This window comes from Novosphingobium sp., from assembly GCF_036803765.1.
GTDB lineage: Bacteria > Pseudomonadota > Alphaproteobacteria > Sphingomonadales > Sphingomonadaceae > Novosphingobium.
Map to the genome: position 1 here is coordinate 140,903 of NZ_DAIRTS010000006.1, position 20,992 is coordinate 161,894.

Here is a 20,992-nt window from a genome sequence, read left to right on the forward strand (position 1 = left end):
GGGGCGTCTCCCGAGTTTGCGCAACGCCTGTTCGAGATGGAACAGAGCCGCGACATGGCGACGAACTGTCTCAGGCTCGATCGCAGCAGACAGGCTCTCGCGTCGTATCGTTCAGCGTTGCGTCGTTATGATGGCGTCGTGACAACCATGCGCGGTGGGTCGGCTGCTGCCATGCTGGCGAAGGCCAGGCAGCGCTGGAAGTCTTCGCGCGCCGACGTCGACACATCGTGCATCGTCGGGCCGCAGGAAACGCCGCGCACGGCATACGCAAGCCTGATTTCCGATTTCGACCGGGCAACGGCCGCGGTCAGGCGAATGCTGGCCGCAGGGCCGGGCGGTTCATAGGGGGGCGCCGAGATGGACTTCATATCGATCCTGAGCATTTTCGTGCTCGCCTGCTTCGTCGGCTATTACGTCGTCTGGTCGGTGACGCCGGCCCTGCACACGCCGCTCATGGCGGTGACCAACGCGATCTCCTCGGTCATCATCGTGGGCGCGCTGGTAGCCTCGGCGGCTGCAGGTTCGCCCCTGGCCAAGGGGCTGGGACTCGGCGCCGTCGTGCTCGCCTCGATCAACATCTTCGGAGGTTTCGCCGTCACGCAGCGCATGCTGGCGATGTACAAGAAGAAGGAGAAGAAGTGATGGAACACAACACTTCTCCCTGGGTGGGGCTCGCCTACCTCGTCGCCGGCGTGCTGTTCATCATGGCGCTGCGCGGCCTGTCGTCACCCGGCACCAGCCGCGCGGGCAATCGCTATGGCATGATCGGCATGACGATCGCGGTGGCGACGACTCTGGTCACGCATTCGATCGCCAGCCTGCCCGAGATTGCCGTGGCCATCGCGATCGGCGGCGGAATCGGTTTCGTCATCGCCCGGCGCATCCAGATGACCGCGATGCCGCAGCTCGTGGCCGCGTTCCACTCGCTGGTGGGTCTGGCGGCGGTACTGGTGGGCCTCGCGGCCTATGCCAACCCGGAGGCCTTCGGAATTCTGCTGCCCAGTGGCGTCATCAATCCCGACAGCCGCATCGAGATGGGCCTCGGCATCGCCATCGGTGCGATCACCTTCTCGGGCTCGATCATCGCTTTCCTCAAGCTCGCCGGCAAGATGAGCGGCGCGGCGATCCTGCTGCCCGGGCGCCACGTCATCAACCTCGGCACGCTGGCGGCAATACTCGGCCTCGTCGCGTGGTTCACGCAGGACGAGAGCGCGTGGGTTATCATCGCCATCACCGCACTGTCGTTCCTCATCGGCTTTTTGCTGATCATTCCGATCGGCGGCGCGGACATGCCGGTCGTCGTCTCGATGCTCAACAGCTATTCCGGCTGGGCCGCCGCGGCGATGGGCTTCACGCTGCACAACACCGCCATGATCGTGACCGGCGCCCTCGTCGGTTCTTCGGGCGCGATCCTGTCGTACATCATGTGCAAGGCGATGAACCGCTCGTTCCTGTCGGTCATCGCGGGCGGCTTCGGCGCCGAGGCGGCCAGCGGCGGCGGCGCGGCCAAGGAACAGCGCCCGTGGAAGCGCGGCAGCGCCGAGGACGCAGCCTTCCTGATGAAGGAAGCCGAGAACGTCATCATCATCCCCGGTTATGGGATGGCGGTCAGCCAGGCGCAGCATGTGCTGCGCGAAATGGGTGACGTGCTCAAGGCCAACGGGGTCAACGTGAAGTACGCGATCCACCCCGTGGCAGGCCGCATGCCAGGCCACATGAACGTGCTGCTCGCGGAAGCCAACGTGCCTTATGACGAGGTCTTCGAGCTCGAGGACATCCAGGGCGAGTTCGCGCAGGCAGACGTCGCTTTCGTCATCGGCGCCAACGACGTCGTCAACCCAGCGGCCAAGACCGACAAGTCATCGCCCATCTATGGCATGCCGGTGTTCGACGTCGAAAAGGCCAAGACGATCTTCTTCGTCAAGCGCAGCATGGGCGGCGTCGGCTATTCCGGCGTCGACAACGACGTGTTCTACATGGACCAGACGATGATGCTGCTGGCCGATGCCAAGAAGATGGTCGAGGATATCGTCAAGGCGCTGCAGCACTGATCTGCTCGGGTAATTGAACCCTGACGCAACCCCAATTGACATGCTGTGCAGTCAGCGCAACCAACCACCCATGACCATCGCTCCCCGCATGACCGCCGTCGCTATCCTCACCGCACTGGCTCTCGGTGGCTGCATGTCCAAGCTGGCCGAGGGACGCGTCCGCTCGGCGCTTGTCGATGCGGGCCTCTCCGATCGCAATGCGGCCTGCATGGCCGAGCGCATGACCGACCGGCTTTCGATCGGCCAGCTGCGCCGGCTGGAAGCGCTGCGGGCGGAGCGCCGGACGCTGGCCGATTACGTCTATACCGTGCGCCGCGTGGGTGATCGTCAGCTGATCGAGGTGACGACCAGCGCGGCCCTGCTCTGCGCCACCGGTCTGGCCCCCGAAAAGCGGTGACGCGTGCCGCTTTGCGCGGCGGGCCGCACCGCTCGACGGGTGGACCTGCGGCGGCGGCTTGCGTAAGGCCAGGGTGCAAACGGCCGGGGACCAGCGGCCGACAGGAGACCACGTTTTGCGCAAGATCGGCCTGATTGGCGGCATGAGCTGGGTTTCGACCCGTACTTATTACGAGCACATCAATCGCCTCGTGCAGGGGCGGACCAGCACCTTGTCGAGTGCCCCGCTCCTGATCGAGAGCCTCGACTTCGCGCCGCTCGCCCGGCTGTCCACCGCCGAGGAATGGGCGCGCGCCACCGGCGTCCTGATCGACAGCGCCCGCCGGCTCGAACAGGCCGGAGCCACCGCCATCCTGATCGGCGCGAACTCGATGCACCGGGCCTATGACGATATCGTCGCCGCAGTGTCCGTACCGGTGATCCATATCGCCGATGCAGTGGGCGCACGCATGGAGGCCAACGGGACCAAGACTGCCGCGCTGATCGGCTCGCGCAACGTCATGCTCGAGACCTTCTACCGCAAGCGTCTCGTGGCGCATGGCGTCACACTGCTGCCCCCGGTGATGGACAACGTCGACGAGATCGACCGCATCATCTACGAGGAACTGATGCAGGGCCGCGCCACCCGCTCGGCGGAGCGCACGTTCAAGACGCTCATCACCAACATGAGCCAGGCCGGTGCGCAGGGTGTGGTCCTTGGGTGCACCGAGCTGGATATGGTGATCGACGTCGATGCCAACGTCCTGCCGATCTACGACGGCACGCGCATCCATGCCGAGGCCGCGGTCGACTGGATTCTGGGCGAAGGATGATCGACATGCTGGGGCTGACCGGCGTGCTGGCGCCCTGGGCATCGGACCCACATGCCTCACGTGGGCGCGAATTCGTGCTCGAGGACGGCGGCGTGCGCGGCCCGCGCAGTGAGTTCCAGCGCGATCGCGACCGGATCATCCACTCGATCGCGTTTCGTCGGCTGCGCCACAAGACGCAGGTCTTCATCGCGCCCGATGGCGATCATTATCGCGTGCGTCTTACCCACAGCCTCGAAGTGGCGCAGATCGGCCGGGTAATCGCCCGCGCACTGGGCGCCGACGAGGACTTGACCGAGGCGCTGTGCCTTGCCCATGACATCGGCCACCCGCCGTTCGGCCATGCCGGGGAGGATGCGCTCGAGGCCGCGATGGCCGAGGCTGGCGGTTTCGACCACAATGCCAATACCTTGCGCGTGCTGATGCGGCTCGAAAGCCCGTATGTCGAGCATGACGGTCTGAACCTGACCTGGGAAATGCTCGAGGGATTGGCCAAGCACAACGGCCCGGTGCGCAAGCCCGGCTGGGCCCTGGCCGAACTCGATGCGGCCTTCCCGCTCGACCTGTCGAGCCATGCCTCGATAGAAGCCCAGATCGCGGCGATCTCCGACGACATCGCCTACGACAATCACGACATCGACGATGGCCTGCGCGGCGGTTTCCTCGGCGTCGAGGACCTGCTCGAGTTGCCTTCGCTGGCGGAACAATGGTACGCGATCGAGCGACGGTACCCCGAGGCCCCGCGCGAGCGGCTGCAGCGCGAACTAGTGCGCGGCCAGATCGGCCGGATGGTCAACGACGTCATCACCGAAACGCGCCTGCGCATCGCCGACAGCGGCGTTGCCAATGCGGCGGACGTGCGCGCCGCCGGTCGCACGCTTTGCGGCTTTTCCGAGGAAATGCGGCGCGAGGAGCGCGTGCTCAAGCAGTTCATGTACGCGCGGCTTTACTATCACCCCGAACAGGTCGCGGCTGCCGAGCGGGCCCGATCGGTCGTCGCCACGCTGTTCGATGCCTATCGCGCCGACGAAAGCCTGATGCCCGCGTCGTGGCGCGAGCGTCTCCCGGCCAACGAAACGGGGCGGCTGCGCACGATCGCCGATTTCATTGCCGGGATGACCGACCGCTATGCAATCGAGCGGTACTCCGCGCTGACCGGCGATGTGCCCGAGGGGCTCAGCAATGTCTGAGCCGCGCCGCGTGCTGCTCGTCGGCGCAACCGGCATGGTCGGGCAGGCGGTGATGCAGGCGGCGGTGGGGCGCGATGACCTGCGCATCGTCGCACTCGGCCGCCGTGCCGCCGCGATGCCCGTTGGCGCACGGATGGAGCAACTGGTGGCCGCCCCGGCGCAGTGGCCCGCCGCGATCGCAGCCATCCGGCCCGATGCCGTGATCCTCGCCCTTGGCACCACCATCGCGGCCGTGGGCGGCGATAAGGCCGCGTTCCGCGCGGTCGACCACGATCTGGCCCTGTCGTGCGCCAAGGCTGCGCACGATGCCGGAGCCAGGCAGGCCGTTCTTGTCAGCTCGGTCGGCGCCGATCCGGCCGCAAAGCTGTTCTATGCGGCCGTGAAGGGCGAGACTGAGGCCGATCTGGGCAAGCTGGATTTTGCGCGTCTCGACATCCTGCGCCCCGGCCTGCTGGTCGGGCGGCGCGAGGGGCCGCTGCGCTTGGGCGAGCGCATCGGGATGACCGTGCTTCCGCTGCTCGGCCCGCTCCTCGCCGGGCGTTTTTCGGATTATCGCAGCATACGCGCAAGCACCGTCGCAGCCGCTGCCCTCGCGTGTCTGGGCGCCGACGCCGCCGCATCGGCGCGGATGACGATCCACACGGGCCGCGAAATCCACAGGTTGGCGCAGCGCGGTTGACTTGAGCACGGGCGATGCGCGAAGGGCGGGGCCTGTCGCTGACCCGCGCGGGAGAGCTCGCAGCTGATTCGCATATGTGAAATGGCTGAGGCGCCGAAGGAGCAACCGCCCCGGAAACTCTCAGGCTAACGGACCGCATGGGTCGATAGCGACACTCTGGAAAGTGCTGCTCCTTCCGCAGAGAGGGAGAGCCGCCGAAGGGGTAACCCCGCCAATGCGCCCGGGAGAGGGCGCGGGGGAAAGCTCTCAGGTTTCCGTGACAGAGGGGGCACCGATTGGTGCATCTCTGTGCGGAGTTGAAACTTGTGAGTGACACATACGATCTCGCCCCCGACGCGGGCGAATGCCCCGCCGTTCTCGATCTTCCGCTCGACGCCTGGCACCGCGCACGCGGCGGCCGCATGGTCGAATTCGCCGGCTACCACATGCCCGTCCAATACGAAGGCATCATGGCCGAGCATCTATGGACGCGCAGCCAGGCCGGGCTGTTCGACGTCTCTCACATGGGCCAGCTGATCCTCCAAGGCGCCGACGTCGCCGCCGCGCTCGAGACGCTGCTGCCTGGTGCGTTCCAAACGCTTGCGGCGGGAAAGCTGCGCTATTCGCTGCTTCTTGCAGACGATGGCGGCATTCTCGACGACCTGATCGTGACCAATCGCGGCGACGCATTCTACGTCGTGGTAAACGGTGCGACCAAGCATGCCGACATCGCCCACATCACCGCGCGCCTGCCTGCGGGTGTGACGCTGGAGCATCTGACCGGCCACGCGCTGCTGGCGCTGCAGGGACCGGCCGCTGCACAGGCGCTGGCGTCGCTGGACCTGGTGGCCTGGCAGGACGGCGGCCCCGCGCTCGCCGACCTGCGTTTCATGGAGGCCGGCGCGTTTCGCTGGGGTAATGTCCGGCTTGATATCAGCCGCTCGGGCTATACCGGCGAGGACGGCTTCGAGATCTCGGTCCCGGCCGATGCCGCAGAGGCGCTTGCCGATGCGCTGATTGCGGTGCCCAGCGTCAAGCCGATCGGCCTGGGTGCGCGCGATTCGCTGCGGCTCGAGGCCGGCTTGCCGCTCTACGGCCATGACCTGTCGCCCGACATCGACCCGGTCGAGGCCGACCTCGGCTTTGCCATTCCGGCGCGTCGCCGCGCCGAAGGCGGCTTCCCTGGCGCGGGCCAGATCGCGGCGGCGTTCGCCCAGGGCCCGGCGAGGCGCCGCGTCGGCCTGCTGATCGAGGGGCGCATGGCCGCGCGCGAGGGCGCCGAGATCGTTCGCGAGGGCCGCAGTGTCGGCACCGTCACCTCGGGCGGTTTCGCCCCGACGCTCGAGCGGCCCATCGCCATGGGCTTCGTCGAGACCGCGCTGGCGCAGCCCGGCACCCCGCTTTCCATCCTGGTGCGCGGCAAGACGCTCGCCGCCACCGTCACTTCGCTTCCCTTCACCCCCCCTCGCTATGTGCGCAAAGGAGCCGCCTGATGACCCGCTATTTCACCACCGATCACGAATGGCTCGTCGTTGAAGGCCAGACCGCGACCGTCGGGATCACCGATTATGCGCAGAGCCAGTTGGGCGACATCACCTTCGTCGAGCTGCCCGCCGTCGGCGCCACGCTCGGCAAGGGTGACAGCGCCTCGGTCGTCGACTCGGTCAAGGCCGCATCGGACGTCTATGCCCCGGTTTCGGGCAGCGTCACCGAAGTAAACCCGGCGCTCGAAGACGCACCAGAACTCGTCAACTCGGCACCCGAGGGCGAGGGCTGGTTGTGGCGCATGACGCTCGCCGATGCCGGCGAACTCGATGGCCTGATGGATGCCGATGCCTATGCTGCCCACGTGGGAGGCCTCTGAGACGATGCGCTATCTCCCCCTCAATGACACCGATCGCGGCGCGATGCTCGCCGCGATCGGCGCGCCCGACGTCGAGGCGCTGTTCGCCGACGTGCCTGCCGAAGCGCGGCTCGATGGTCCGATCGCCCGCTTGCCAGGCCATGCCAGCGAAATGGCGGTCGAGCGTCACATGGCCCGGCTCTCGGCCGAGAGCCTGAGCGCCGGGTCGGTCCCGTTCTTCCTCGGCGCGGGCGCCTATCGCCATCATGTGCCGGCGACCGTCGACCACATGATCCAGCGCGGCGAGTTCCTCACCGCCTACACCCCCTATCAGCCGGAAATCGCGCAAGGCACATTGCAGGTGCTGTTCGAGTTCCAGACCCAGGTGGCGCGCCTGTTCGGCACCGATGTCGCCAATGCCTCGCTGTACGACGGGTCGACCGCGTGCTGGGAGGCGATCGCCATGGCCGGCCGCATCACGCGGCGCAGCAAGGCGGTGATCTCAGGCGGCCTGCATCCGCACTACGTTCGCACCGCGCAGACCATGGCCCGCTTCACCGGCGACACGCTGGTGACGTCAGCACCGGTGCTGGACGCGCAGGCCGACGATGACGCCGTGATCGCGGCGATCGACGCTGAGACCGCCTGCGTGCTCGTGCAGTATCCCGATGTGCTGGGCCGTATTCCCGATCTCGCGCGGATTTCTGCTGCGGCAGCGGCACAAGGCGCGCTGGTGGTGGCGGTCGTCACCGAGCCGGTTGCGCTCGGCCTGATCGAAAGCCCTGGTACGCTGGGGGCCGATATCGTGGTGGGCGAGGGGCAGTCGCTGGGCGTTGGCCTTCAGTTCGGCGGGCCGTACCTCGGCCTGTTCGGATGCCGCGAGAAGTTCGTGCGGCAGATGCCCGGACGCCTGTGCGGCGAGACCGTCGATGCAGATGGCAAGCGGTCGTTCGTCCTCACGCTGTCGACGCGCGAGCAGCATATCCGCCGCGAAAAGGCGACGAGCAATATCTGCACCAATTCAGGGCTTTGCGCGCTGGCCTTCAGCGTTCATCTCACCTTGCTCGGCGGGAGCGGGCTTGCGCAGATGGCGCGTGCCAGCCACCTGCGTGCGGTCGAGACGGCGAAGGCGCTCGGCACCGTCCCCGGGGTGGCGCTGGTCAATGCGCACTACGTCAATGAATTCGCGGTGACGCTGCCGAAGCCTGCTGCAGAAGTCGTCGATGCACTGGCCAAGCGCCGCGTGCTTGGCGGCGTGGCGCTGTCGCGGCTCGTGCCGAACGCACCTGCTCTGGCCAACGTGCTGCTGGTGGCGACCAGCGAACTGACGACGACTGAGGATATTGCGGCGCTGGTCGCTGCGCTGACGGAGGTGCTGGCATGACCGTACTCAATCCCGCAGGCTGGCGCCCCGAGATGGGCGAGCGCAGCCCGGCCTCGCACGACGTCCCGCCGACAGTGACCGGAAATCGGGCGCTGCATCTCGAAGAGCCGCTGCTGTTCGAACTTGGCCGCGCCGACCAGTGCGGCGTCGATTTCGACGTCGTGGAAGGCGCGCCGCTCGCCGGCCTGCCGCTGCGTAGTGCCCCGGTCGACCTGCCAGGCCTCAGCGAACCCGAAGCGGTGCGTCACTACACCCGGCTGTCGCGCCAGAACTATGCCATCGACCTCGGGCCGTTTCCGCTCGGCAGTTGCACGATGAAGCACAACCCGCGCCTTGACGAGAAGGTCGCGCGGATGGCGGGCTTTGCCGACGTCCATCCGTTGCAGCCCGAAGCCACGGTGCAGGGCGCGCTCAAGGTCATCGACGAACTGGCGCACTGGCTGGTCACGCTGACCGGCATGGCCGCCGTCGCGATGACGCCCAAGGCGGGTGCCCATGGCGAACTCTGTGGCCTGCTGGCGATCCGCGCGGCGCTCGATGCCCGCGGCGACAAGCGCGACGTGATCCTCGTGCCCGAAAGCGCGCATGGCACGAACCCGGCCACGGCCGCCTTCGCGGGCTTCCGCGTGGAGTCGATCCCCGCGACCGACGACGGGCGCGTCGATCTGGCCGCACTGGTCGGCAAACTCGGCCCGCATGTCGCCGGGGTGATGATCACCAACCCGAACACCTGCGGGCTGTTCGAGCGCGACCTCAAGACCATCGCCGATGCGGTCCATGCTGCGGGCGGCTACGTCTATTGTGACGGCGCCAACTTCAACGCCATCGTCGGACGCGTGCGTCCCGGTGACCTCGGCGTCGATGCCATGCACATCAACCTGCACAAGACCTTCTCCACGCCGCACGGCGGGGGCGGGCCGGGTGCCGGGCCGGTGGTGCTGTCTGAGGCGCTTGCACCCTTCGCGCCGCTGCCCTTCGTCGCCGCGGGCGCGGACGGGCTGCTGCACCTGGTCGAGGAGCCCGATGCGGTCGAGGCTGCGCCGGGCGCGTTCGGGCGCATGTGCGCGTTCCACGGGCAGATGGGCATGTTCACGCGCGCGCTGGCCTATATCCTCAGCCACGGCGCCGACGGGCTTGCCCAAGCCTCGGGCGACGCGGTGCTCAATGCCAATTACGTTCTGCGCCGGCTTGAGCGTCTGCTCCATGCGCCGTTCGGGGCCGCAGGTCCGTGCATGCACGAGGCGCTGTTCAGCGACGACACCTTCGCCGAAGGGTTCTCGACGCTCGATCTCGCCAAGGGGCTGATCGACGAGGGCTTCCACCCGATGACGGTCTATTTCCCGCTCGTCGTCCACGGCGCCATGCTGATCGAGCCGACCGAAACCGAAAGCAAGGCCGGCCTCGACCAGTTCATCGCCGCGATGGAAAGCCTGGCTGCGCGTGCCAAGGCCGGCGACCCGGCACTCAAGACCGCGCCGCATTTGGCACCGCGCCGCCGCGTCGACGAGACGCGCGCCGCGCGCAAGCCGCGCCTGGTGTGGACACCAGAAGCGGCCTGATGATGAAACCCGCCCTCTCTCCATGCGGGGAGGGGGCGGGTGTCGTCTGAATGACGGGGCAAAAATCGGGCAGCCGCGCGGGCGGCTCAGGCCAGGGTTTCGATCCAGCCTGCGATATCGGCCTTGGCGCGCGTGGTGTACGCTTCCTTGCGCACCTTCTTCTTTACGCTGGGATCGACCGGCGGAAATAGCCCGAAGTTGACGTTCATCGGCTGATAGGTCTCGGCCTCCGCGTCGCCGGTGATATGGCTGAGCAGCGCGCCAAGCGCGGTCGTCGCCGGCGGCGGTGTCCAGTCACGGCCGGCCAGCTCGCTGGCGGCCATGAGCCCGGCCAGCATCCCGATCGAGGCGCTCTCGACATAGCCTTCGCAGCCGGTGATCTGGCCGGCAAAGCGGATGTTGGGCGAGCGCTTCAGGCGCAGCTGGCGATCGAGCAGCGTGGGCGAATGGATGAAGGTGTTGCGGTGCAGCCCGCCGAGCCGCGCGAATTCGGCATTTTCGAGGCCGGGGATCGTGCGGAACAGGCGCACCTGCTCGGCATGCTTGAGCTTGGTCTGGAAACCGACCATGTTCCACAGCGTGCCCAGCTTGTTGTCCTGGCGCAGCTGCACCACGGCATAGGGCCAGCGGCCGGTGCGCGGATTGTCGAGCCCGACCGGCTTCATCGGACCGAAGCGCAAGGTTTCGACCCCGCGCGATGCCATGACCTCGATCGGCATGCAGCCATCGAAATAGGGGGTGTTGGCCTCCCATTCCTTGAACTCGGTCTTTTCGCCGTCGATCAGGCCCTGGTGGAACGCGTAGTACTGGTCGCGGTCCATCGGGCAGTTGATGTAGTCCTTGCCGGTGCTCTCCGGGCCGGACGCCTTGTCCCACCGGCTCGCCATCCAGCAGATGTCCATGTCGATCGAGTCGCGATGGACGATGGGGGCGATCGCATCGAAGAAGGCGAGGCTGTCGGCGCCAGTGGCCGCGCCGATGCTGCCCGCGAGCGATGCCGCGGTCAGCGGCCCGGTGGCGACGATCACCATGCCCTCGCTCGGCAGGGTATCGACGCGCTCGCGCACCACTTCGAGGTTGGGTAATTCCGCCAGCGTGGCCTCGACCGCGGCGGAAAAGACGTCGCGGTCGACCGCGAGCGCCGATCCGGCGGGGACGCGCGCCTTGTCGGCGGCAGCCATGACGAGGCTGTCGCAGCGGCGCATCTCGTGATGCAGCAGCCCGACCGCATTCTTCTCGTCGTCGTCCGATCGGAACGAATTGGAGCAGACCAGCTCGGCCAGCCCGGTGCCTTGGTGGGCGGCCGTCATGTCGCCGCCGCCGCGCATTTCGGACAGGCGCACCTGGAAGCCGCGCCGGGCAAGCTGCCACGCCGCTTCGCTGCCGGCCATGCCGCCGCCGATAATGTGGATCTGATGGGCCATGGGTCTCAGTCCGCGTCGGGCAGGGCGACCGTACCGTCCGCGGTGCGCGACAGCGGCGCCATCGCGATCACCGCCGCAAGCGGCAGCGGGGCATAGAGATGCGGGAACAGCATGTCGCCGCGCGACACTTCCCACCGCAGCGCGTCACCGAACCGGGTCAGGTCGACAGCCGCGACATGCAGGTCGGACTGGCCCGCGAAGTGCTTGTCGACCGTGCCCGTCAGCGTGTCGGCGCCGGAGAGGTGGATATACCCATCGGCTAGGTCGACCGGTGCCCCGGCGAACGAACCACCTTCGAGTTCGCTGCGCTGGCTGGCGGTCAGCACCTTGTAGGCAACGCGCGGATGGCCGCTCATTCCTCGGTATCCGCGTCGTTGCCGGTGTCATCGATAGCGCTGTCTTCGCCGCCCTCGGCAGCGGGCACCGCTTCGCTCACGGCTTCCAGTTCGTCGCCTTCCTGCTCGGCGAGGCGGACGGCACCCACGACGTGTTCGTCGCCCGAGACGTTGAACAGGCGCACACCAGCCGAACCACGGCCGATCACGCGCAGCGACGACAGCGGCAGGCGGATCAGCTTGGCCTGGTCCGTCACCAGCATGAGCTGGTCGGCCTGGGTCGCCGGGAAGCTCGCCACCACCGGGCCATTGCGGCCGATGTTGTCGATATTGGTGATGCCTTGGCCACCGCGGCCGGTGCGGCGATATTCATAGGCCGACGACATCTTGCCGTAGCCATTGGCGCAGACGGTGAGGATGAACTGCTCGCGCTCCACCAGTTCCTGGTAGCGCTCGGCGCTCATCTGCGGCTCGCCTTCCTTCTCGGCCTTCCACGGCGCGAAGCGCAGGTAGTCCTCGCGCTCGTCCTGGTCCTTCACGCCGGCGCGGTGCAGGATCGACAGCGAGATGACCTCGTCCCCATCCTTGAGCGCCATGCCGCGAACGCCGGTCGAGGTGCGGCTCATGAATTCGCGCACGTCGTCGCCGCGGAAGCGGATCGCCTTGCCCTGCCGGCTTGCCAGCAGCACGTCGTCGCCCTGGCTCAGCAACGCCACACCGATCAGGCGGTCTTCGGCGTCTTCCTCGAACTTCATGGCATACTTGCCGTTCGACGGGATGTTAGCGAAGGCGTCCATCGCGTTGCGTCGCACGTTGCCCTTGGCCGTCGCGAACATGACGTTGAGCGTGCCCCACTCGGCCTCGTCCTCGGGCAGCGGCAACACGGCGGCGATCGTCTCGCCCTGGTCCAGCGCGGGCAGCAGGTTGACGACCGGACGGCCGCGTGTGGCGGCGCCGCCCTCGGGCAAGCGCCAAACCTTCAGGCGATAGACCTTGCCGGCAGTGGAGAAGAACAGCACCGGGGTATGCGTGCTGGCGACGAACATGGTCGCCACGGCGTCCTCGTCCTTGGTCGCCATGCCGGAGCGGCCCTTGCCGCCGCGCGCCTGGGCGCGGAAGGTCGAGAGCGGCGTGCGCTTGATGTAGCCGTCGAGGGTCACGGTCACGACCATGTCCTCGCGCTCGATCAGGTCTTCGTCGTCGATGCCGTCGGCGGCGGGCATGATCTGTGACAGGCGCGGCGTGGCGTAGGCCGACTTCACCTCTTCGAGCTCCTGCCGCATCACGGCGTAGAGCTTCTGGCGGTCGGCGAGGATCGCGAGGTATTCCTTGATCGCGGTCGCCAGCTTTTCGAGCTCGTCACCGATCTCGTCACGGCCCAGCGCGGTCAGGCGGTGCAGGCGCAGATCGAGGATCGCACGGACCTGGATCTCGGACAGGCGATAAGTGCCTTCGCCCGCCACGGCGTCGTCCTCGATCGCCTCGACTAGGCGGATGTAGGGCGCGATTTCGCCCATCGGCCATTCGCGCGCCAGCAGTGCCTCGCGGGCAAGAGCGGGATTTGCCGAGCCGCGGATGATCTTCACGACCTCGTCGAGGTTCGTCACCGCGACGACCAGGCCGAGCAGGATGTGGGCGCGATCACGCGCCTTGTTGAGCTCGAACTTCGTGCGCCGCGTGATGACTTCCTCGCGGAAGCGCACGAAGCTTTCGATGATGTCCTTGAGCGTCAGGATTTCCGGCCGGCCGCCACGGATGGCGAGCATGTTGGCCGGGAAGTTCGACTGCGCCGGGGTGTTGCGCCACAGCTGGTTGAGCACGACCTCGGGCGAGGCATCGCGCTTGAGGTCGACGACGACGCGCACGCCCTCGCGGTTGGACTCGTCGCGAATGTCCGAGATGCCCTCGATCCGCTTGTCCTTGGCGGCCTCGGCGATCTTCTCGACGAGGTTCGACTTGCCCACCTGGAAGGGGATCGAGGTCAGCACGATCGAGCGACGGTTGGCGTCGCGGCCGCGCCCTTCCTCGATCTCGTGGCGGCAGCGCATCATGATCGATCCGCGGCCTTCGGTATAGGCCTTGCGCGCCCCACTGGCGCCGAGGATCAGCGGTGCGGTCGGGAAATCCGGGCCCGGGATGATCTGGATCAGCTCGTCGATCGAGATCAGCGGGTTTTCCATGTAGGCGAGGCAACCGTCGATCACTTCGCCGAGGTTGTGCGGCGGAATGTTCGTCGCCATGCCGACCGCGATGCCGCCGGCGCCGTTGACCAGCAGGTTGGGGAAGCGTGCGGGCAGGACCTGCGGCTCGCTCTCGGCGCCGTCATAGTTGGGCTGGAAGTCGACGGTGTCCTTGTCGATGTCGGCAAGCAGCGAGTCCGCCACCTTGGCAAGGCGCGCCTCGGTGTAACGCATCGAGGCCGGCGGATCGGGGTCCATCGACCCGAAGTTGCCCTGTCCGTCGATCAACGGCAGGCGCATCGACCAGTCCTGCGTCATGCGCGCCAGCGCGTCGTAGATCGCGGCGTCGCCATGCGGGTGGTACTTGCCCATGGCATCGCCGACGATACGCGCCGACTTGCGATAGGCCTTGGTCGAGGTGAAGCCGTTCTCGTGGCTGGTCCACAGGATGCGACGGTGCACCGGCTTCAACCCGTCGCGCACGTCGGGCAGCGCACGGGCCACGATTACGCTCATCGCGTAATCGAGGTAGCTGGTCTTCATCTCGTCGACGATGTCGATCCGCTGGAATTCGCCGTCCGGGCCGGACTGGGTGGGATCGGTATTGGGGGTGTCGTCGCTCACTGTGGTGGCTTTATCGTTTCGTTGTCAGGAAAGAGATAGGCCCTAGTCCGGTTGCGCGCAAAAGGCCAGCAAACCGTGGCCCTTCGCGCCGGATTGACGGCACTTTTCCACACATGCGACCAATTGCCTGAACGGCAGGACGAAATGCCGTTCAAACCGGGTTCACGGCGCGTTGCGCAATCAGCCGCAATGTTGCCAAGGCGGCCATTCCGGGCCACTAGCAGCAGGCCGACCAGGGTAAACGGCACCGCGAGCGATGGCTGGACAAGCCGGCGCGGTGGCGGGTCGAACAGGAGAGAAAGACGATGCGCGGTTCAAAGTTGTTTTCGGGTAAGGGTGCCGTGAAGGGCAACGCCGCGCGGGCGGCCATGGCCGTGGCGCTGGTCGCCGGCCTCGGCATCGGTGCAGGCGCGCCGGCCGCAATGGCCAAGGACAAGGAAGCGGCCAAGCCGGCTGCTGCCAACTCCAAGGAATTCGTCACCGCCGCAGGGCCGTTCCAGAAGTCGTTCAACGACTGGCAGGCGACCAAGGGCAAAACCGACGACGCCACCTACAAGGCCGCCGGCAAGGCGCTGGTCCCGGGCCTCGCGGCGGTCGAGGCTGCCAGCAAGACGCCGAACGACCGCTTCATCCTCGGCAACTGGCAGCAGGTGCTGGGCGGCGCGGCCGATGATGCGACGCTGCAGCAGAAGGGCCTGCAGAACATGGCGGAAAGCGGCATGATGCCCGCCGACAAGCTGCCGATGGTCCAGTACTTCCTGGGCGCCACCGCCTACCAGAACAAGGACTACCCGACCGCGCAGAAGGCGCTCAAGGCTGCGATCGACGCGAACTATAGCGAAGACAACGCCGCCGAGCTGTTGGCCGACACGTATGTCCAGCAGAACCAGCCCGCGCAGGGTCTCGAGGCGCTGAAGGCCGCGATCGCCGCACGCAAGGCCTCGGGCGGCACCGTGCCGGCCAGCTGGTACAAGCGTGGCCAGGTCATCGCCTACAACGCCAAGCTCGGCCCGCAGTCGATCGAGTGGGGCATCATGACCGTCTCGGCCGATCCGAGCCCGCTCAACTGGTTGGGTGCCGGCCAGCTCGCCCGTGAATTCGGCAACTACGGCAAGGAAGAGTCGCTCGACCTCGGCCGCCTGTTCCTGCGCACCGGCGCGCTCGGCGTGGACAAGAAGTTCACCGGCCGCGAATACATCGAATACATCCAGTCGGCCGACCCGCGCCGCCTTCCCGGCGAAGTCCAGAAGGTGACCGAGATGGGCATCGCCTCGGGTGCGATCTCGACTAGCGATCCGTTCGTTGCCGATGCGCTGGCGCAGTCGAAGGGCCGCATCGCCGCCGACAAGGCTTCGCTGCCGGGTCTCGAGCGTGACGCCGCCAAGGCTGCCGACGGCAAGCTCGCGCTGGCTACGGGCGACGCCTACCTCTCGTACGGCGAAGCGGCCAAGGCCGAAGCGCAGTACAAGGCAGCGCTGTCGAAGGGTGGCATCGACAAGGACCGTGCGCAGATGCGCCTCGGCATCGCGCTGCTCGACGAAGGCAAGGCCGACGAAGCCAAGGCCGCGTTCGGCCAGGTGACCGGCGTTCGCCAGCCGATGGCGCAGCTGTGGAGCGTCTATGCCACCACCAAGGGCGCCAAGTAAGCTCCAGCCTTACCGGCAACAAGAAAGGGCGGCTCCGCGAGGGGCCGCCCTTTCTTTATTTGTTCGTGAACCTGGCGGGCTATGCGCTGGCGCCCTTCGACAGGCTCAGGGCGAACGGCCGTGCGTTTTTGAAACTCTTGGTTCGTTCGGGCTGAACTTGCCGAAGGCTGCGAGAGAACAACGGCCAAAGATCCTCCCTGCTGCAGGCGGGAAGTGGGACCGCCGCGATGCGGTGGTGGAGGGGCCAAGGTTTTCACCCCCCCCCCTTTCGCTTCAAGCCGCCGCGAATTCGCCCGTATCTTCGTCCAGCAGGTGCAGCACGCCGTCCGAGATCGCGAAGAACGCGCCGCGCAGGACGAGGCTGCCGTCGGCTTCCTTTTCCTGGACGCAGGGGAAGGTGCGCAGGTTGGCAAGGCTGGCCTTGACGCCGGCCATCTCCATCGCGCGCTCAGCGGTGCGGCCACTGGTGCCATGGGCCTCGACCACGGGCTTGCGCGCCTCGTCGAGCAGCGAGATCCAGTCGGCGACGAAGCCGCCGCGGCCGCGCTCGGCGCCGGCGAGTTCCTGGGTCAGCGCCGCGCGGCAGCCGCCGCACATGCCGTGGCCCATGACCACCACTTCCTTGACCTTGAGCACCTGGATGGCGAACTCGAGCGCGGCGGACACGCCATGCAGGCCGGGGGTGGTCTCGAACGGCGGGACCATCGCTGCGACGTTGCGCACCACGAACATTTCGCCCGGGTCGGTATCGAAGACCTGTGCAGGGTCGACGCGGCTGTCCGAGCAGGCGATGATCATCACCTTCGGCTCCTGGCCCTCGCGCAAGCGCTCCCAGCGTTCGCGATGGGGCGTCCAGCCATGGTCACGGAAACGGCGGTAGCCGGCGATGAGCTGCTCCAGCTCGGGGGTTTTCTGGGATGCCATGGGCAATGGGGATGCCGTGTTCGATTGCCACTTTCAAGTGCCTGCAAGTGCGCCTATCTGCACGCCATGACCGAAACTGCCAGCACCCGTGAGTCCGCCGAGGCTCTGCGCCCGCGTAACCGCAAGCCCGACTGGATCCGCGTCAAGGCGCCCACCAGCAAGGGTTATGGCGAGACCCGCCAGCTGATGCGCGACCTCAAGCTCAACACGGTGTGTGAAGAAGCGGCGTGCCCCAATATCGGCGAATGCTGGACCAAGAAGCACGCCACGGTGATGATCCTGGGCGACGTCTGCACCCGCGCCTGTGCATTCTGCAACGTCAAGACCGGCATGCCACGCGCCGTCGACGCCAGCGAACCCGGCCACGTCGCCGAAGCCGCCGCGCGCATGGGGCTCGAGCATATCGTCATCACCTCGGTCGACCGTGACGACCTGCCCGACGGCGGCGCAAGCCAGTTCGTCAAGGTTATCAAGGCGCTGCGCGAGCAGACGCCCAAGACCACGATCGAGATCCTGACGCCCGATTTCCGCAACAAGATGGAAAGCGCGGTCGCCTCGATCGTCGAGGCTGGCCCGGACGTCTACAACCACAACCTCGAGACCGTGCCCCGGCTCTATCCCACGATCCGTCCGGGCGCGCGCTACTACGCCTCGCTGCGCCTGCTTGAGCAGGTGAAGCGCCTGAACCCGATGATCTTCACCAAGTCGGGCATCATGCTCGGCCTGGGCGAGGAGCGGCTCGAGGTGCACCAGGTCATGGACGACATGCGTTCGGCGCAGATCGACTTCCTGACCATGGGGCAGTACCTGCAGCCGACGCCCAAGCATGCCAAGGTCATCGACTTCGTCACGCCCAAGGCCTTCGATGCCTATGGCGCGATCGCACGGGCCAAGGGTTTCCTCCAGGTTGCGTCGAGCCCGCTGACCCGGTCGAGCTATCATGCCGGCGAGGACTTTGCCGAAATGCGCGCCACGCGCGAGGCGCAGCTCGCCAAGGCCGCCCTGCGCAAGGCTCCGCTCGGGGCCTGACATGCCACGCATTGCCGAGCAGCGGCGCCTGCAGTGGTCGCCGGAACAGATGTTCGACCTCGTCGCCGACGTGCGCCACTACCCTGAATTCCTGCCATGGGTGGTGGCGACGCGCATTAAGTCGGACAGCGAGAGCGAGATGATCGCCGACATGCTCGTCGGCTTCAATGCGCTGCGCGAGAAGTTCACCTCGCGCGTGCGCAAGACGCGGGCGAGCCGGATCGAGGTCGAATATCTCGACGGCCCGATGAAGAGCCTGTCCAACGTATGGGCCTTCAGCCCCGGCGAGAACGGCGGCTGCGTGATCGACTTCTGTGTCGAATTCAGCTTCCGCAACGCGATCTTCGAGGCACTCGCCGGGCAGTATCTCGACCGGGCGTTCCGCAAGATGGTCACGGCCTTCGAAAACCGCGCCGCCAAGCTCTACGGCACGGACGCCCCCCAATAAAAGAAAGCCCCCTCCTCTTCAGAGGAGGGGGTTGGGGGTGGTGTAGGGGTACGAACTGACGTCCCCTCGTGAACCAACCGATCAGCTGCCGGTTTCAGCCTCGGGCGGCATCAGCAGTTCCAGTGCGCACAGCGTTGCCTGATGGCGCACCGCAGAGCGGGTCTTGCAGGCATCGAACAGCCGCGTTTCCGCGATGATGTCTTCGGGGTTCTGGCCTCGCTCGGCGCGCGCGAACACGACGGTACCGACCGGCTTCTGCTCCGAACCACCATCGGGCCCGGCGATTCCCGTGATCGCCACCGCCACGTCGGCGCGTGAATGCGCGAGCGCACCCTGCGCCATCGACCAGGCTACCGCGACGGAGACGGCGCCGACGGCGTCGATCACGTCGAGCGACACCCCGACCAGTTCATTCTTGGCCTCGTTCGAATAGGTGACGAAGCCGCGGTCGAGCACTGCCGAGCTTCCGGCGATCTCGGTCAACGCGGCTGCGACCAGTCCGCCGGTACAGCTTTCGGCGAGGGCGATCGTGCGACCGGCCGCGGTGTTGGCCGCGACGACGCGACGGGCAAGCGTGACGATGTCGTCGGGGAGGAGGGAGTCCATGCAGGATGCGCTTTCGCTAACGGGGATGGTCGCGGTCACAGGCTGGCTGGGCACAGCGGAAGGGACGAACGGCTGCGCGTCGTCGGCCGCGCGCCGGGTCTGGCGCCTTGGGTCTGGGTTACCACGAATGCGATGAGACCGGCAGTGTTTTCGGGCGGCAGCGGCGCCAGCAGGCGCATCGCCTGTTCGAGCGGCGCGCAGGTCTGCGGCTTCATGCCGTCGGCCACGATCTGGCCGACCATGCCCTCGGCAAAGGGCTGCAGCGCGCTGTCGGGCAGGCGGGCCATGCTCGAGACAGTCGGGTCGTTTCCGGTTGTGGCCATCTTGACCAGCGCAGCCTTGGCTTGGGGCCAGGCGGCCGGCTTGGCCACGGTATAGCGCTGGACCAGACCACGCCCTTCGCGCGCAAGATAGCCCTGCGGCGACAGGTGCGGGCGGCAGAACGTCATCGCGCTGTCCATGGCCGAGGGCAGGGCATAGGTCACGATCGCGGTCAGTTCCTGCCGATCGAGGCAGGGCGCTGGCGCAGGCGCGGCAGCGGCGGCCAGGCTGGTACCGATGGCGGTCAGCGCCAGAGCAACGGCGAGAGGGCGGGCGAGACGGTGCATCATGCCGGCACCACCGTGGCGACCGCTTGCGCGGCGATGCCTTCACCTCGGCCGGTCAGGCCAAGGCGCTCGGTCGTGGTCGCCTTGACGCTCACGCGATCGAGTGGAAGTGCGAGAATGTCGGCGAGGCGCGCGCGCATCGCGGCCTTGTGCGGGCCGATCTTGGGCGCCTCGCAGATGATCGTGACGTCGACGTGCGCGATGGCATGCCCGCTTCCGGTGACCAGACTGGCGGCGTGCGCGAGGAATTGGTCCGAGGCGGCGCCCTTCCACTGCGGGTCGCTCGGCGGGAAATGGTCGCCGATATCGCCGGCCGCGATCGCCCCCAGCAGCGCGTCGACCAGGGCGTGGATCGCGACATCCGCGTCGCTGTGGCCGGACAGCCCCTTGGGATGGTCGATCCTCACCCCACAAAGCCAGAGTTCCTCGCCCTCGACGAGCCGGTGGACGTCGAAGCCCATTCCGGTTCGGGGCAGTAGCATCGGCGTCATCGTGGTCTCCAGGTCGGCAGCGAAGGTCACCTTGCGCAGTGCCTCGTCGCCGGGGACGAGCGCGACGGCCAGGCCGGCGGCATCGGCCACCTCGGCATCGTCGCCCGCCTCGGACGGGCCACTCCACGCACGATGCGCGGCAAGGATGGCAGGATAATGAAAGGCTTGCGGCGTCTGCACGCGATAAAGGCCGTCACGCGCCTCGGCGTGCAGGCGCAAGCCCTGATCGCCGCGTACCACGCTGTCGACCACGGGCAGAACCGGGATCGCGCCGGGCTTGGCATCGAGCGCCACGAGTAGCGCCTCGATGACGGCTGCGGGAAGGACCGGCCTCGCAGCGTCGTGGATGAGCACGCGGGCAGGGACCTGGGCAGCCAGCGACTCGAGCGCGGCGTGGACCGACGCGCGCCGGGTGGCTCCGCCCGCGATCAGGCGCACGGGGAGGCCGGCCAGCGCCTTTGCCGCTTCTTCATCCCACCCCTCGGGGATGGCCACGACGATCGGCGAGAGGCCGGCGGCGTGGAGCGCTTCGGTGCTATGGCGGAGCAATGGTTTGCCCTGCCAAAGGGCGAATTGCTTGGGAACGCTGCCGCCAGCACGCGTGCCCTTGCCCGCGGCCACGATCACGGCAGCGGCCGGCGACACGCCATGCAGGTCATCTGCAAAAGCCGGATTTCGGGGGGGCGAGCCTGTCATGCGGCTGCGCCTCTACCAGCAGGTTGCCGTATGGGGCAAGCGGCTTGCCCGCAGAGCCGTTTGCGACTAAAGGCTGCCTGTTTTTTAGGCA

General features: G+C 67.2%; 21 protein-coding genes and 2 riboswitches. Of the genes, 14 read left to right on the forward strand and 7 right to left on the reverse strand.

All coding sequences use genetic code 11. From position 1 onward, the window contains the following. The first annotated feature begins 36 nt into the window (after positions 1-36). The 11 genes from V7Q48_RS05930 to gcvPB all read left to right on the forward strand — a co-directional run bounded on the left by V7Q48_RS05930 (position 37) and on the right by gcvPB (position 9,890). Positions 37-345 (forward strand): hypothetical protein, encoded by a 309-nt coding sequence (locus V7Q48_RS05930; protein WP_333836856.1) that lies wholly within the window; start codon positions 37-39, stop codon positions 343-345. Positions 346-357: 12 nt separating this feature from the next. Beyond that, positions 358-642 (forward strand): proton-translocating transhydrogenase family protein, encoded by a 285-nt coding sequence (locus tag V7Q48_RS05935; RefSeq protein WP_333836857.1) that lies wholly within the window; start codon positions 358-360, stop codon positions 640-642. Next, a complete protein-coding gene (locus V7Q48_RS05940; protein WP_333836858.1) occupies positions 642-2,051 on the forward strand; it encodes an NAD(P)(+) transhydrogenase (Re/Si-specific) subunit beta in 1,410 nt (469 codons plus the stop codon). Before V7Q48_RS05935 ends, V7Q48_RS05940 begins: the two co-directional genes overlap by 1 nt. Positions 2,052-2,121: 70 nt before the next feature. Next, positions 2,122-2,448: a hypothetical protein gene (locus tag V7Q48_RS05945; RefSeq protein WP_333836859.1), complete on the forward strand. Its 327-nt coding sequence runs from the start codon at positions 2,122-2,124 to the stop codon at positions 2,446-2,448. A gap of 115 nt (positions 2,449-2,563) precedes the next feature. Then, the gene (locus tag V7Q48_RS05950) at positions 2,564-3,259 is read left to right on the forward strand and encodes an aspartate/glutamate racemase family protein (RefSeq protein ID WP_333836860.1); all 696 of its coding nucleotides are present in this window, start codon (positions 2,564-2,566) and stop codon (positions 3,257-3,259) included. Beyond that, positions 3,256-4,446, forward strand: coding sequence for a deoxyguanosinetriphosphate triphosphohydrolase (locus tag V7Q48_RS05955; RefSeq protein WP_333836861.1), 1,191 nt, complete (start codon positions 3,256-3,258; stop codon positions 4,444-4,446). Before V7Q48_RS05950 ends, V7Q48_RS05955 begins: the two co-directional genes overlap by 4 nt. Continuing rightward, the gene (locus V7Q48_RS05960; RefSeq protein ID WP_333836862.1) at positions 4,439-5,125 is read left to right on the forward strand and encodes an NAD(P)H-binding protein; all 687 of its coding nucleotides are present in this window, start codon (positions 4,439-4,441) and stop codon (positions 5,123-5,125) included. Before V7Q48_RS05955 ends, V7Q48_RS05960 begins: the two co-directional genes overlap by 8 nt. 38 nt (positions 5,126-5,163) lie before the next feature. Beyond that, positions 5,164-5,271: riboswitch (glycine riboswitch) on the forward strand. After that, a riboswitch (glycine riboswitch) is annotated at positions 5,272-5,398 on the forward strand. It abuts the riboswitch before it with no gap. Positions 5,399-5,430: 32 nt separating this feature from the next. Further along, positions 5,431-6,597: a glycine cleavage system aminomethyltransferase GcvT gene (gene gcvT, locus V7Q48_RS05965; RefSeq protein ID WP_333836863.1), complete on the forward strand. Its 1,167-nt coding sequence runs from the start codon at positions 5,431-5,433 to the stop codon at positions 6,595-6,597. Beyond that, positions 6,597-6,968, forward strand: coding sequence for a glycine cleavage system protein GcvH (gene gcvH / locus V7Q48_RS05970; RefSeq protein ID WP_333836864.1), 372 nt, complete (start codon positions 6,597-6,599; stop codon positions 6,966-6,968). Before gcvT ends, gcvH begins: the two co-directional genes overlap by 1 nt. Positions 6,969-6,972: 4 nt before the next feature. Then, entirely contained in the window at positions 6,973-8,331 is a 1,359-nt protein-coding gene (gene gcvPA, locus V7Q48_RS05975; protein WP_333836865.1) for an aminomethyl-transferring glycine dehydrogenase subunit GcvPA, read from the forward strand. Continuing rightward, positions 8,328-9,890 (forward strand): aminomethyl-transferring glycine dehydrogenase subunit GcvPB, encoded by a 1,563-nt coding sequence (gcvPB, locus tag V7Q48_RS05980; RefSeq protein ID WP_333836866.1) that lies wholly within the window; start codon positions 8,328-8,330, stop codon positions 9,888-9,890. The genes gcvPA and gcvPB overlap by 4 nt, the downstream gene beginning before the upstream one ends. An 86-nt stretch (positions 9,891-9,976) precedes the next feature. Here gcvPB and trmFO read toward each other — a convergent pair whose 3' ends face one another. From trmFO to gyrA, 3 genes are read right to left on the reverse strand one after another with little or no spacing between them, the layout of a single operon-like run. Then, positions 9,977-11,314, reverse strand: a complete 1,338-nt coding sequence (trmFO, locus tag V7Q48_RS05985; RefSeq protein WP_333836867.1) for a methylenetetrahydrofolate--tRNA-(uracil(54)-C(5))-methyltransferase (FADH(2)-oxidizing) TrmFO — start codon at positions 11,312-11,314, stop codon at positions 9,977-9,979. A 5-nt stretch (positions 11,315-11,319) separates the two neighbouring features. Continuing rightward, positions 11,320-11,670 (reverse strand): DUF952 domain-containing protein, encoded by a 351-nt coding sequence (locus V7Q48_RS05990; protein ID WP_333836868.1) that lies wholly within the window; start codon positions 11,668-11,670, stop codon positions 11,320-11,322. After that, entirely contained in the window at positions 11,667-14,453 is a 2,787-nt protein-coding gene (gyrA, locus tag V7Q48_RS05995; RefSeq protein ID WP_442947096.1) for a DNA gyrase subunit A, read from the reverse strand. Before gyrA ends, V7Q48_RS05990 begins: the two co-directional genes overlap by 4 nt. Before the next feature lie 305 nt (positions 14,454-14,758). Here gyrA and V7Q48_RS06000 point away from each other — a divergent pair, with 305 nt between their 5' ends. Then, entirely contained in the window at positions 14,759-16,099 is a 1,341-nt protein-coding gene (locus tag V7Q48_RS06000) for a tetratricopeptide repeat protein (protein ID WP_333836869.1), read from the forward strand. Between the two features lie 273 nt (positions 16,100-16,372). Here V7Q48_RS06000 and V7Q48_RS06005 read toward each other — a convergent pair whose 3' ends face one another. Beyond that, positions 16,373-17,023, reverse strand: coding sequence for a carbonic anhydrase (locus tag V7Q48_RS06005; RefSeq protein ID WP_333836870.1), 651 nt, complete (start codon positions 17,021-17,023; stop codon positions 16,373-16,375). A 66-nt stretch (positions 17,024-17,089) separates the two neighbouring features. Here V7Q48_RS06005 and lipA point away from each other — a divergent pair, with 66 nt between their 5' ends. Both lipA and V7Q48_RS06015 read left to right on the forward strand, forming a co-directional pair. Beyond that, positions 17,090-18,052 (forward strand): lipoyl synthase, encoded by a 963-nt coding sequence (gene lipA, locus V7Q48_RS06010; protein ID WP_333836871.1) that lies wholly within the window; start codon positions 17,090-17,092, stop codon positions 18,050-18,052. 1 nt (position 18,053) lies between these two features. Then, a complete protein-coding gene (locus V7Q48_RS06015) occupies positions 18,054-18,500 on the forward strand; it encodes a type II toxin-antitoxin system RatA family toxin (protein WP_333836872.1) in 447 nt (148 codons plus the stop codon). 81 nt (positions 18,501-18,581) lie between these two features. Here V7Q48_RS06015 and V7Q48_RS06020 read toward each other — a convergent pair whose 3' ends face one another. Genes V7Q48_RS06020 through V7Q48_RS06030 form a run of 3 tightly spaced genes read right to left on the reverse strand, consistent with a single transcriptional unit; the run spans position 18,582 to position 20,901 of the window. Continuing rightward, positions 18,582-19,106 (reverse strand): CinA family protein, encoded by a 525-nt coding sequence (locus V7Q48_RS06020; RefSeq protein ID WP_333836873.1) that lies wholly within the window; start codon positions 19,104-19,106, stop codon positions 18,582-18,584. A 35-nt stretch (positions 19,107-19,141) separates the two neighbouring features. Further along, entirely contained in the window at positions 19,142-19,717 is a 576-nt protein-coding gene (locus V7Q48_RS06025) for a hypothetical protein (RefSeq protein ID WP_333836874.1), read from the reverse strand. Beyond that, positions 19,714-20,901, reverse strand: coding sequence for a bifunctional 2-C-methyl-D-erythritol 4-phosphate cytidylyltransferase/2-C-methyl-D-erythritol 2,4-cyclodiphosphate synthase (locus tag V7Q48_RS06030; RefSeq protein WP_333836875.1), 1,188 nt, complete (start codon positions 20,899-20,901; stop codon positions 19,714-19,716). The genes V7Q48_RS06025 and V7Q48_RS06030 overlap by 4 nt, the downstream gene beginning before the upstream one ends. Positions 20,902-20,992 lie beyond the last annotated feature (91 nt).